This window comes from Streptomyces sp. NPDC005799, assembly GCF_040630525.1.
Classification (GTDB): domain Bacteria; phylum Actinomycetota; class Actinomycetes; order Streptomycetales; family Streptomycetaceae; genus Streptomyces; species Streptomyces griseorubiginosus_B.
Map to the genome: position 1 here is coordinate 49,227 of NZ_JBEXXQ010000002.1, position 12,477 is coordinate 61,703.

Here is a 12,477-nt window from a genome sequence, read left to right on the forward strand (position 1 = left end):
AGCTGTTCGTCTTGAGGAGAACATGATGTCCTGCCCGGCTGTGAACTCGCCATAAACGCGGCCGAGCGCACCTGTGCGGACGCGCCCGGTAGGGTCGGCGGCGATGCACAAGACGCTGATCGTGACGAACGACTTCCCGCCCCGCCCCGGCGGCATCCAGGCGTTCCTGCACAACATGGCGCTGCGCCTGGACCCCGAGCGGCTGGTCGTCTACGCCTCCACCTGGAAGCGGGGCAGGGAGGGCGTCGAGGCGACCCGCGCCTTCGACGCCGAGCAGCCCTTCACCGTCGTCCGGGACCGCACGACCATGCTGCTGCCGACGCCCGCGGCCACCCGGACGGCCGTCGGACTGCTGCGCGAGCACGGCTGTACGTCGGTGTGGTTCGGGGCGGCGGCGCCGCTCGGGCTGATGGCGCCGGCGCTCAGGAGGGCCGGCGCCGAGCGGCTGGTGGCGACGACCCACGGTCACGAGGCGGGGTGGGCCCAGCTGCCCGCCGCGCGGCAGTTGCTGCGGCGGATCGGGGAGGGCACGGACACGATCACCTACCTCGGCGAGTACACGCGCTCGCGGATCGCCTCCGCGCTGACGCCCGCGGCGGCGGGGCGGATGGTGCAGCTGCCGCCCGGCGTCGACGAGAAGGTCTTCCACCCTGGGTCGGGCGGTGATGCGGTCCGTGCGCGGCTCGGACTGACCGACCGGCCGGTGGTCGTGTGCGTGTCCCGGCTGGTGCCGCGCAAGGGGCAGGACACGCTGATCCTGGCCATGACCCGGGTCCTGGCCGCCGAGCCGGACGCGGTGCTGCTGATCGTCGGCGGCGGGCCCTACGAGGGCGAGCTGCGCAAGCTGGCGCGCGAGACCGGTGTCGCCGACTCCGTGCGCTTCACGGGCGCCGTGCCCTGGTCCGAGCTGCCCGCCCACTACGGCGCCGGTGACGTCTTCGCCATGCCCTGCCGGACCCGCCGGGGCGGCCTCGACGTCGAGGGGCTCGGCATCGTCTACCTGGAGGCCTCGGCGACGGGCCTGCCGGTCGTGGCAGGCGACTCCGGCGGCGCCCCCGACGCCGTCCTGGACGGCGAGACCGGCTGGGTGGTCCGCGGCGGCTCCCCCGAGGAGACGGCCGAACGGATCTCCGTCCTCCTCTCCGACCCGGAACTCAGGCGACGCATGGGGGAGCGGGGGCGTGAGTGGGTGGAAGAGAAGTGGCGCTGGGACTTGCTGGCGGAAAAGTTGAAGACGTTGCTCTAGGGGCGCAGCCGGTGGCTCACCGCCTCGTCCAGGGTGTCCGGCCGCTGCATCCGGGACGCGAGCCGCCCGGCCTCCTGGCCGAGCCTGGCCACGTCTTCCCACGTCAGCCTCACCACACCAGCTGGCCGTCGAATGCCCACCTGCCCGGCGGCGCCTGGCACGCACTCGCCACTGCCCAGGAGGCGTTTTGCCCCCAGCCGCGTTGCCGAACCACCGACGTGGCTCCTCCGCCACGCTCGAACAACCTCGCGCGGGCGCGCCGCCATCGATGGCGCTCAGGTGCCTTGCGAGCGCAGGCTCCGCCACGCTTGAACAACCTCACGCGGGGGACCCCCATGGCACCGCCGGGCCCCGAGCTTCGGGCGGACGACGGGAATTTGACGACAGGGGCCTAGCCGGAGGCCGATAATCCGCCGATGCTGCGCGCATGACAGCGAAACTGACGCAGCATCAGCTGACGAGACGTCAAATACTGGGCATGATCGCCCTGCAGAGCGCGGCCGCCGCCGGGCTCACTCGGATCGGTCTGCAGTCGGCGCAGGCGGCCGAGGAAGCGGCCTCCGTCGACAACGCGCCCGCCATCGTGGTCGGTTCGGGATACGGCGGTGCCGTCGCCGCCCTACGCCTCGGCCAGGCCGGCATCCGCACGCTCGTCCTGGAGATGGGGCAGCTGTGGAACACCCCCGGCGCCGACGGCAAGATCTTCTGCAACACCGCCAACCCCGACCAGCGCTCCATGTGGTTCAAGTCCCGCACCGAGGCCCCGCTGGCCACCTTCCTGTGGCTGGACGTCGTCAACAAGGACATCACTCCCTACCCCGGCGTCCTGGACCGCGTGCACTTCGACAACATGTCCGTGTACGTCGGACGCGGTGTCGGCGGTGGCTCCCTGGTCAACGGCGGAATGGCGGTCACCCCGCTCCAGTCGTACTTCACCGAGCAGTTCCCCACCGTGAACGCGACGGAGATGTACAACACCTACTTCCCGCGCGCCCGCGCCATGCTCGGCGTCAACACCATCGACCCCGCCTGGTTCGAGTCGACGGAGTGGTACCAGTTCGCCCGCACGTCACGGAAGGCCGCCGACAACACCGGGCTCAAGACCACCTTCGTGCCGAACGTCTACGACTTCGGCTACATGCAGCGCGAGGCGGCCGGCACCGCCACCAAGTCGGCGCTCGCGCAGGAGGTCATCTACGGCAACAACTACGGCAAGAAGAGCCTCGACAAGACCTACCTGGCGTCCGCGCTGGGCACCGGCAACGTCACCATCAACACCATGGAGCGGGTCAAGGCCGTCCATCGGGCGAGCGACGGGAGCTGGCTGCTGACGACCGACCGCATCGACGTCACCGGCAAGGTCGTGCAGACCAAGCAGTACAGCTGCACGTACCTCTTCCTCGGCGGCGGCAGCCTCGGCACCACCGAACTCCTCGTCCGGGCACGGGACACCGGAGCCCTGCCCGCCCTCAACTCCAGTGTCGGCGCCGGCTGGGGCCCCAACGGCAACACCATGCTCGGCCGCGCCAACCACATCTGGGACACCACCGGCGCCAACCAGTCGACCATGCCGGTCATGGGCATCGACGACTGGGCCAATACCGACAACCCGGTCTTCGCGGAGATCGCCCCGCTGCCCATCGGGTTCGAGACCTGGGTCAGCCTCTATCTGGCGATCACCAAGAACCCCCAACGGGCGGCCTTCACCTACGACTCCGCGAGCGACCGGGTCAAGCTGGGCTGGACCGCCGCCCAGAGCGCGGTGTCCGTCGCCATGGCCAAGAAGCTCTTCGACCGGATCAACTCGGCCAACGCGACGATCTACCGCTACGACCTGTTCGGCTCCGCCAGCAAGGTCTTCGCCGACGACTTCTGCTACCACCCGCTGGGCGGCTGCGTGCTGGGCCAGGCGACCGACAACTACGGCCGGGTGAAAGGCTATTCGAAGCTGTACGTCACCGACGGCTCGCTGGTGCCCGGCAACATCGGCGTGAACCCGTTCGTCACCATCACCGCGCTCGCCGAGCGCACGATGACCCGGGTCCTCGCCGAGGACACCTGACCCAAGTGGCCCACTACTTCTGGTAGATGGCCTCGATCTCGTCCGCGTAGTCCTTCGCCACCACGTTGCGCTTGAGCTTCAGCGAGGGCGTGAGGTGGCCCGACTCCTCCGTGAACTGGGAGGACAGAATGCGGAACTTCCGCACCGATTCCGCCTTCGACACCGCGGCGTTGCCGTCGTCGACCGCGTCCTGGACCGCCGCTTGCAGATCCGGGTCCTCACGCAGCGACGCCGCGGTGATACCCGCGGGCTTGCCGTGCTCGGCGGCCCAGCGGCCCAGGAACTCCTCGTCGATGGTGACCAGGGCGCCCACGAACGGCCGCCCGTCGCCCACCACCATGCACTCCGCGACCAGCGCGTGCGCGCGGATCCGGTCCTCGATCACGGCCGGGGCGACGTTCTTGCCGCCCGCCGTGACGATGATCTCCTTCTTGCGGCCGGTGATCCGGAGGTAGCCGTCCTCGTCGAGGGTGCCGATGTCACCGGTGTGGAACCAGCCGTCGGTCAGCGCCTCGGCCGTGGCGGCCTCGTTGTTCCAGTAGCCCTTGAACAGGTGCTCGCCGTGCAGCAGCACCTCCCCGTCGTCCGCGATCCGGATCACCGAGCCCGGCAGCGGCTGTCCGACGGTGCCGATCTTCGTACGGTCCCAGGGGTTGAAGGCGGTGGCCGCGCAGGACTCGGTCAGGCCGTAGCCCTCCAGCACCGTGAAGCCGATGCCGCGGAAGAAGTGGCCGAGTCTCTCGCCCAGCGGGGCGCCGCCGGAGATGGCGTACTCGCCCCGGCCGCCGAGCACCGCGCGCAGCTTGCTGTAGACCAGCTTGTCGAAGGTCCGGTGCTTGATCTTCAGGCCCAGCGACGGGCCCGAGGGCGTGTCCAGCGCCTTGCTGTACGCGATCGCGGTGTCCGCGGCCTTGTCGAAGATCTTGCCCTTGCCGTCCGCCTGCGCCTTGGCGCGCGCCGAGTTGTAGACCTTCTCGAACACCCGCGGGACGCCGAGGATCAGCGTCGGCCGGAAGGACGCCAGCTCGTCGGTGAGGTTCTTGATGTCCGGGACGGTGCCCAGCTTGATCGGCGCCATCATCGGGGCGATCTGCACGAGCCGGCCGAAGACGTGCGCGAGCGGCAGGAACAGCAGCACGGAACACTCGCCGGTGCGGAACAGCGGCCGCAGGCGCTCGACGATGTTGCCGCACTCGGCGAAGAAGCTGCGGTGGGTCAGCACACAGCCCTTGGGGCGGCCGGTGGTGCCGGAGGTGTAGACGATCGTGGCCGGGTCGTCGGCCCGCGCCAGCGAGCTGCGCTCGTCGACGGTCGCGTCGCTGACGTCCTTGCCGAGGCGCCCGAGCTCCTCGACCCCTCCGGCCTCGATCTGCCACAGGTGCTTGAGGGCCGGCAGCCGGTCGCGCACCGACTCGACGGCGGCGGTGTGGTTGTCCAGCTCGACGAGGGCCGCGGTCGCGCCCGAGTCGGAGAGGATCCACTGCACCTGCTCGGGCGAGCTGGTCTCGTACACCGGCACGGTGACCGCGCCCGCGCTCCAGATCGCGAAGTCCAGCAGCGTCCACTCGTACCGCGTGCGGGACATCAGGGCGACCCGGTCGCCGGGCTGGATGCCGGAGGCGATCAGGCCCTTGGCGGCGGCGTGCACCTCGGCCAGGAACGCCGTGGCCGACACGTCCTGCCACGCGCCGCCGACCTTGCGCGCGATGACGGCCACATCGGGATGCTGCGCGGCGTTTCTGCGGATGATGTCGGTGAGATTGCCGTCCGCAGGGACCTCGTACAAAGCCGGAAGGCTGAACTCGCGCAAGACTGCTGCTCCTCATAAGGCGCCGGCGCCACGACGTTGTGCGATGCGACGATGCGTCCAAGGCTCGGGCAGGTGCTCGGGACATCACTGGTTGAAATCCTGAGCACGACTGGACTGCCCGGACGTTACCCGCCGGTATGGCTTCTCCGACAGGGGGTCCCGGCGAGATGTTCGCTGCGTCACACAGATGGGTGCTGCTCTGTGTACGGTAGTCGACCCGCTGACTGACTAGCCAGTAACCGCAGGTCCCGACGGCTCTGTTCACGTACATCCCACACCCTTACGCTTGATCGTCATGGCATCCACACCGGCCGACAGCGGCAGGACCCGGGTCCACGTGGTCAGTGACGTGCACGGCAACGCCCGTGACCTGGCCCGCGCCGGCGACGGCGCCGACGCCCTGATCTGCCTGGGTGACCTGGTCCTCTTCCTCGACTACGCCGACCACTCGCGCGGCATCTTCCCCGACCTGTTCGGCCGGGAGAACGCCGACCGCATCGTCGAGCTGCGCACCGCCCGCCGCTTCGAGGAGGCGCGCGAGTTCGGGGCCCGGCTGTGGGGCGGCATCGGCACGGACCGGGCCACCGCCATCGAAGGAGCGGTGCGGGGGCAGTACGCCGAGATGTTCGCGGCCTTCCCGACACCGACGTACGCGACCTACGGCAATGTCGACATGCCGTCCCTGTGGGCCGAGTACGCGAGGCCCGGCACGAGGGTGCTGGACGGGGAGCGGGCGGAGATCGGCGGCTGGACCTTCGGGTTCGTCGGAGGGGGCCTGCGCTCGCCGATGCGGACGCCGTACGAGATCGACGACGAGGAGTACGAGGCGAAGCTGGCGGCCGTCGGAGAGGTGGACGTGCTGTGCACGCACATCCCGCCGGAGGTGCCCGAGCTCGTCTACGACACCGTGGCCCGGCGCTTCGAGCGCGGAAGCCGGGCACTGCTGGAGACGATCCGCCGCACCCGGCCCCGGTACGCGCTGTTCGGCCACGTCCACCAACCCCTGGTGCGGCGCATGCGGATCGGGGCCACGGAGTGTGTGAACGTCGGGCACTTCGCCGGCACCGGGAAGCCCTGGGCGCTCGAATGGTGAACTGCCCGATCCGGGTGAAGTCGCCTGGTCGGGCGCGCGGTAGCCTTCACGCTGCACACACGTGCGCACGACGACCTCTCACCGGCCCGCATCTGGAGGAGCCACGGCGATGGCGGAACACACCAGCTCGAGCATCACGATCGAGGCGGCACCGGCCGATGTCATGGGGGTGATCGCCGACTTCGCGCGCTACCCGGACTGGACCGGCGAGGTCAAGGAGGCGGAGGTCCTCGCGACCGACGCGCAGGGGCGGGCCGAGCAGGTACGGCTCGTGATGGACGCCGGCGCGATCAAGGACGACCAGGTCCTGGCGTACACGTGGACCGGCGCCAACGAGGTGTCCTGGACGCTGGTCAAGTCCCAGATGCTGCGCTCCCTCGACGGGTCGTACATCCTGAAGCCCGCCGGTGCCGGGGCCACCGAGGTCACCTACCGGCTGACGGTGGACGTGAAGATCCCGATGCTCGGGATGATCAAGCGGAAGGCCGAGAAGGTCATCATCGACCGGGCGCTGGCCGGGCTGAAGAAGCGCGTGGAGTCGGGCGAGAAGTAGTCACGGCGGTTTGAGGGCGGCGCGCGAAGGTACCGTTCAGCCTCATGCGCACCCTCCTGATCACCGGTCCCGGCGGCAGCGGACGTACGACCGTCGCCGCCGCGACCGCGCTGCGCGCCGCGGGCGACGGCAGCCGGACCCTTCTCCTCGGCGCCGACCGCACCGACACCCTCGGGGCGGCCCTCGGCGCGACGACCGGCCCGGCTCCCCTCCTCGTCTCCTCCCACCTCAGCGTATGGCGGCCCGACGCGGTCGCCGGCTTCCGGGACGACCTCGCCGCCTTCCAGGAGCGGGCCGCAGGCGTCCTCGATCTCCTCGGTGCCTCCAGGCTGGACGCCGAGGAGGTCACCCCCCTTCCCGGAGCCGAGGAGCTCACCCTCCTGCGGGCCCTGCGCGACGCCGCCCTGTCGGAGCGGTTCGATCTTCTGGTGGTCGATCTCCCGCCCGCCCCGCAGGCCCTCGCCCTCCTCGCGCTGCCCGAGGAACTGCGCCGCTATCTGCGCCGCCTGCTCCCGCCCGAGCGACAGGCGGCCCGCGCCCTGCGCCCGGTGCTCGGCCGGCTGGCCGGGGTGCCCATGCCCTCGGAGTGGCTGTACGACACCGCCGCGCGCTGGGACACGGAACTCGCCGCCGTCGCGGCCGTCCTCGCCGACCGGCACACCGCCGTACGGCTGGTCGCCGAACCCGGACCGGCCGGCGCCGACGCCGTCCGCGAGGCCGTGCTGGGCTTCGCCCTGCGCGGGCTGCGTCCCGACGTCCTGGTCGCGAACCGGGTCGTACCGGAGGAATGGCCGGCCGGTCTCGTCGCCCAGCAGCGCAAGACGCTGGAGGAGTGGCGGGAGTCGTACGACGTACGGCAGGTCCCGCACCTCGGCCGCGACCCGCGCGGCACGGACGACCTCACCGCGCTGTCCGTCCCCGGCGTCAACGGGACGACGTCCACCGTCGAGTGGCCCGTCCGCGACCGGCTCGCGGAGGACGGTGTGCTGGTCTGGCACATCCCGCTGCCCGGGGCGGCGCGCGACGACCTGGACCTGATCCGGCGCGGGGACGAACTCGTCGTCACCGCGGGTCCGTTCCGCCGGATCGTGGCGCTGCCGTCCGCGCTGCGCCGCTGCACCGTCTCCGGCGCCGCCCTGCGGGACGGCGAACTGTGCATCCGTTTCACGCCGGACCCCGGTCTGTGGCCCGACAGGGCCTGAACGACGTACGGCCGTTCGGGTAACGTCGTAGGGACGAACCGTAGTCAGGAGTCCGTCATGAGCGAACAGCTCCCCCCGTCGGATCCCGGTGAGAACGAGGCCGCCCGCGAGGCGCGGGCCACCGACGCCGACGCCTGGGCGACGGCGGCCGCCGAGGACCTCGCCGCGGAGAAGGCCCGCCGTCGTGCCGAGTACGGCCGGCCGCCGGTCTCGGCCGCCGAGGAACTGCGCAAGCTGGTCGACACCGTCTCCGAGAAGCTGTCGTCGATCCAGTCACCGCTGTTCGGCGCCGTCGCCGGGCCCGCGGCCCAGCAGGTGGTCAAGCAGGTCGTGCAGCAGGCCCGGGCAGCCGTCGAACCCGTCGTGGAACGCAACCCGGACGTCTTCGACCACCTGGCCGCCGCGGGCAACGAACTGCTCGCCGCGTACCGCTCCGCGGTCCAGGCCCAGGAACAGCGCTGGGCGACCCGGCCGACCGATCTGCACAAGGACCTCGACGCAAGCCGGGACGAAGGCCGCGACAAGGGCGAGGGAACCGGGCCCGGCCAGCGCATCGACCTGGACTGACACCCCCAGTGGCCGCCGGGCCGCCCAGCGTTCGGACGCCTGAACCCCGGCGGCAGGGCCTCGGGTACGGTTGGCCGTAGCGGGGCTCGACCGAAACTGAGGGATTCATGGGACTCACCATCGGCGTCGACATCGGCGGCACGAAGATCGCGGCCGGCGTGGTCGATGAGGAAGGCAACATCCTCTCGACCTTCAAGGTGCCGACCCCGGGCACGCCCGACGGCATCGTGGACGCCATCGCCTCCGCCGTCGAGGGGGCGCGCGCCGGGCACGAGATCGTCGGCGTGGGCATCGGTGCGGCCGGTTACGTGAACCGGCAGCGCTCCACCGTCTACTTCGCACCGAACATCGACTGGCGCCAGGAGCCGCTGAAGAAGAAGGTCGAGGCCCGCGTCGGCCTCCCGGTCGTAGTGGAGAACGACGCCAACGCCGCCGCGTGGGGTGAGTACAAGTTCGGCGCCGGCAAGGGCCACCGCAACGTCATCTGCATCACGCTCGGCACCGGCCTGGGCGGCGGCATCATCATCGGCAACAAGCTGCGCCGCGGCCACTTCGGCGTCGCCGCCGAGTTCGGGCACATCCGGATGGTCCCGGACGGCCTGCTGTGCGGCTGCGGCTCGCAGGGCTGCTGGGAGCAGTACGCCTCCGGACGCGCCCTGGTCAGATACGCCAAGCAGCGCGCCAACGCCACCCCCGAGAACGCCGAGATCCTGCTCGGCCTGGGGGACGGCACCCCCGAGGGCATCGAGGGCAAGCACATCTCCATGGCCGCCCGGCAGGGCGACCCGGTCGCCGTCGACTCCTACCGCGAACTCGCCCGCTGGGCCGGTGCCGGTCTCGCCGACCTCGCCTCCCTGTTCGACCCGTCCGCTTTCATCGTCGGCGGCGGCCTCTCCGACGAGGGCGAACTGGTCCTCGACCCGATCCGCAAGTCCTACAAGCGCTGGCTGGTGGGCGGCAACTGGCGCCCGGTGGCCGACGTGATCGCCGCCCGGCTCGGCAACGAGGCGGGCATGGTGGGCGCCGCGGACCTGGCCCGCGAACCCGACCCGATCATGTAGTCGGACGGTTCGTGAACGCGCCCGTCAGGGGGCGCGGGGCTGTGTCGACGCGCGGCTTCGCCGCGTGGGCGCGCCCGGCCGCGCACACGGTTGGCCGCCCACAAGCCTCGCACCCCGCGCCCTGGGGCGTAGATTGATCCACATGGAGCCGCTCCCGAACTCCCGCACCGAGGCCGACGGTTCAGCCGTCCTCCGCGTCCTGAGCTACAACATCCGTTCGATGCGGGACGACACCGACGCTCTCGCCCGCGTCATCACCGCCTGCGCCCCCGACCTGGTCCTCATCCAGGAAGCCCCGCGCTTCTTCCGCTGGCGCAAGAAGCTCGCCCGTCTGGCCTCGGCCTCCGGCCTGGTCATCCTCACCGGCGGCGGCACCGCCGCGGGCCCGGCGATCCTCTGCGGCCTCCGGGCCACCGTCGAGCGCACGGAAGACGTCCTGCTCCCGCTCACTCCCGGTCAGCACCGACGCGGCTTCGCCACCGCGGTCGTCCGCTTCGGCGGCGTCCGCGTCGGCGTGCTGAGCTGCCACCTCTCCCTCGAGCAGAACGAGCGCTACGACCAGGCCGGGATGCTCCTGGACCGGCTGGCCGGCCTCGGTGTGGACCATGCCATCGCGGGCGGCGACCTCAACGACCGTCCCACCGGCCGCACCTTCCAGCGCCTGGCCGCCGACCTCCAGGACTGCTGGACGACCGCCCCCTGGGGCAGCGAGTACACCTTCACCCCGGTCACCCCGTTCCAGCGCATCGACGCGATCTTCGCCACCAAGGGCATCGAGGTGCTCGGCGCGGGCGTCCCGCTCGGCCTCCCCGGCGTCACCGAGACAGACCTGAGGGCGGCCACGGACCACCTCCCGGTCCTGGCCGCCCTCAGGATCCCCGCCTAGCTCCCGGCGACGGGCCGCACCTTCACCTTGTCGACGACCGCCCAGCTGTCCAGGTACGGCAGCTGGACGTACGTCTTCTTGTCCTTGCCGGCACCGGACGTACGCGGCGGCCCGGAGTCCTGGTGGCGGTGACGAAGGTCTCCGCCATCACGTCCTCCGCCGCCTCCGTGCCGGGCCGCCGGGCCGTGTAGCGGTGCACGGCGTCGGTGCACCGGTCGAAGAGGACGGCGAAGAGCTCGGGCTCGTCCCGGGACCGCTCGATCACACGGGCGTCACTCTCTTCGCGATCCTCCGCGCGGGTGCCGACGCCCGGTCCGACGGTCATCGGGGCTCCTTTCTGTGGTGTCAACGCCTCGAAGGCTTGGGCTGCTTCGTGTGGTCACCTCTCCTTCGCCGCAGCGGCGGATCGGGTTCCATCACGCACACGAGGGCCCGCCCGGACGCATCTTCCGGGCGGGCCCTCGATCGTTTGCCGGTGGGAGTCAGACCACCGCGCCGCGGCCCGGGTCCTCGGGCTCGTCGTCGTCCGTGCGCATGCGCATCACCAGCGTGGCGAAGCCGCCCAGGAAGCCGCCGATACCGAGTGTGGTGAGCCACCAGGTCATGTCCCAGCCGAACAGCACGGCCAACAGGACCAGCACGGGGCCGCCGATGACGCCCAGCCAGGCGAACTTGGCGGTGACGTCGGCGTCGGGCAGCGGCGGCGGCTCCGGCGGGACGAAGTGCCCCTCGTCGTCCTCGTCGAAGTCGTCCTCGGACGGTTCCCGGGCCGAATAGTCGCGCGGTCCGACGCCGGGCGCGAAGGAGATGGAGCTGCCCAGCGGACCCGCGGGTCTGCTCTGCTTCTCCTCCTTGTCCCCGTTCTCTCCCCTGTCCGCCTTGTCGTCAGCCGGCTTCTCGTCGTTGGTCTCCGGCTCCAGCAGGGCCAGGTCCTCGACCGACTTGAACGGCTTCGTGCCCGGTGGGTCCTTCGGCTCCTCGCCGTAACCGGCGACGATCGCGGCCCACGCGGCGTCCTCGTCGAACGGGACGCCCTGCTCCTCCGGCTCGCGGTCCTCGCGATCCGAGTCGTGCTCAGCCACCAGCGGCCGTCCCTTCCTTACCGACACTGGGTGCGAGCCGGCCGATGAACGCGAGGCTCTCCTCGAAAATCCGGTCCGCGTCATGGTCCAACGTCGCGACGTGGTAGCTCTGTTCCAGCAGGATCTCCGTGACGTCCCGCGAGGAGACCCGGCTCAGCACGCGCGCGGAGTCGGCCGGCGGCACCACATGGTCCTGCGGGCTGCGCAACAGCAACAGCGGCTGGGTGACCTGCGGCAGCTCGCGGTCGACCAGCCGGAAGAAGTTCCTCAGGGAGTGCGCCGCGTGCAGCGGCACCCGGTCGTACCCCAGCTCGGCGCTGCCCGGCAGGGCGATGTCGCTGGCGATCCCCTTCGTCGTACGGACGAGATGACGGGCCACCGGAAGGGCGTACGCGGACAGGCCGTGCACCTTGTTCGCCGGGTTGACGACCACGACGCCGCTGACCGCGTCACCGTGCCGGGCCGCCAGCCGCAGCGCCAGGGCGCCGCCCATGGACAGACCGGCCACGAAGACCCGCTCGCAGCGCTCGCCCAGGGCGCGCAGCTCGCGGTCCACCTCCGCGTACCAGTCCTGCCAGCCGGTGAGCTGCATGTCCTCCCAGCGGGTGCCGTGCCCCGGCAGCAGCGGCAGCGACACCGTGAGGCCGTGCTCGGCGAGGTACTCCGCCCACGGGCGCAGCGACTGGGGCGAGCCCGTGAACCCGTGGCAGAGCAGGACGCCGACCTCCCCGCCCTCGTGGCGGAACGGTTCGGCTCCAGGAAGGACCGGCACCATCGGTCTCCTGTTCATGAGAGGGACGGTTCATGAGAGTGACGTGAAGTCCAGATGTGCTTCACCGTACGCGACGGCACTGACACCGACCAGGGCCGTCGGCTCCTTTGCGCGCGGGGCGGGTTAAGGTCTGATCGACGACA

General features: G+C 71.0%; 11 protein-coding genes and 1 pseudogene. 8 read left to right on the forward strand and 4 right to left on the reverse strand.

Translation table 11 applies throughout. The annotated features are described in order from the left end of the window. Positions 1–103 precede the first annotated feature (103 nt). Together ABZ453_RS02220 and ABZ453_RS02225 are read left to right on the forward strand one after the other, a co-directional pair. Positions 104–1,246: a glycosyltransferase family 4 protein gene (locus ABZ453_RS02220; RefSeq protein ID WP_359010669.1), complete on the forward strand. Its 1,143-nt coding sequence runs from the start codon at positions 104–106 to the stop codon at positions 1,244–1,246. A gap of 478 nt (positions 1,247–1,724) precedes the next feature. After that, positions 1,725–3,308 carry a GMC oxidoreductase gene (locus ABZ453_RS02225; protein WP_359010671.1) on the forward strand — a complete coding sequence of 528 codons (1,584 nt, stop codon included), beginning with the start codon at positions 1,725–1,727 and terminating at the stop codon, positions 3,306–3,308. A 13-nt stretch (positions 3,309–3,321) separates the two neighbouring features. Here the strand turns inward: ABZ453_RS02225 and ABZ453_RS02230 are convergent, their stop codons facing one another. Next, positions 3,322–5,118: an AMP-dependent synthetase/ligase gene (locus ABZ453_RS02230; RefSeq protein WP_359010673.1), complete on the reverse strand. Its 1,797-nt coding sequence runs from the start codon at positions 5,116–5,118 to the stop codon at positions 3,322–3,324. Positions 5,119–5,413: 295 nt separating this feature from the next. Between ABZ453_RS02230 and ABZ453_RS02235 the strand changes: the two genes are divergently transcribed. The 6 genes from ABZ453_RS02235 to ABZ453_RS02260 all read left to right on the forward strand — a co-directional run bounded on the left by ABZ453_RS02235 (position 5,414) and on the right by ABZ453_RS02260 (position 10,480). Beyond that, positions 5,414–6,211 (forward strand): metallophosphoesterase, encoded by a 798-nt coding sequence (locus tag ABZ453_RS02235; RefSeq protein ID WP_359010675.1) that lies wholly within the window; start codon positions 5,414–5,416, stop codon positions 6,209–6,211. A gap of 109 nt (positions 6,212–6,320) precedes the next feature. Further along, a complete protein-coding gene (locus ABZ453_RS02240) occupies positions 6,321–6,764 on the forward strand; it encodes an SRPBCC family protein (protein WP_133042889.1) in 444 nt (147 codons plus the stop codon). A 44-nt stretch (positions 6,765–6,808) separates the two neighbouring features. After that, positions 6,809–7,966: an ArsA-related P-loop ATPase gene (locus ABZ453_RS02245; protein WP_359010677.1), complete on the forward strand. Its 1,158-nt coding sequence runs from the start codon at positions 6,809–6,811 to the stop codon at positions 7,964–7,966. 57 nt (positions 7,967–8,023) lie between these two features. Beyond that, the gene (locus tag ABZ453_RS02250) at positions 8,024–8,533 is read left to right on the forward strand and encodes a DUF5304 domain-containing protein (RefSeq protein WP_359010679.1); all 510 of its coding nucleotides are present in this window, start codon (positions 8,024–8,026) and stop codon (positions 8,531–8,533) included. A 107-nt stretch (positions 8,534–8,640) separates the two neighbouring features. Beyond that, on the forward strand, positions 8,641–9,594 hold the full coding sequence (locus tag ABZ453_RS02255; RefSeq protein ID WP_359010681.1) for an ROK family glucokinase: 954 nt from the start codon (positions 8,641–8,643) through the stop codon (positions 9,592–9,594). Between the two features lie 142 nt (positions 9,595–9,736). Next, positions 9,737–10,480 (forward strand): endonuclease/exonuclease/phosphatase family protein, encoded by a 744-nt coding sequence (locus tag ABZ453_RS02260; protein WP_359010683.1) that lies wholly within the window; start codon positions 9,737–9,739, stop codon positions 10,478–10,480. Between the two features lie 124 nt (positions 10,481–10,604). Here the strand turns inward: ABZ453_RS02260 and ABZ453_RS02265 are convergent. The 3 genes and pseudogenes from ABZ453_RS02265 to ABZ453_RS02275 form a co-directional block, all read right to left on the reverse strand. Continuing rightward, positions 10,605–10,805 (reverse strand): annotated as a pseudogene (locus tag ABZ453_RS02265) (RNA polymerase subunit sigma-70); the annotation flags it as partial. Between the two features lie 157 nt (positions 10,806–10,962). Further along, on the reverse strand, positions 10,963–11,562 hold the full coding sequence (locus ABZ453_RS02270) for a hypothetical protein (protein WP_359010685.1): 600 nt from the start codon (positions 11,560–11,562) through the stop codon (positions 10,963–10,965). Further along, positions 11,555–12,334 (reverse strand): alpha/beta fold hydrolase, encoded by a 780-nt coding sequence (locus tag ABZ453_RS02275; RefSeq protein ID WP_133043095.1) that lies wholly within the window; start codon positions 12,332–12,334, stop codon positions 11,555–11,557. Before ABZ453_RS02275 ends, ABZ453_RS02270 begins: the two co-directional genes overlap by 8 nt. Positions 12,335–12,477 lie beyond the last annotated feature (143 nt).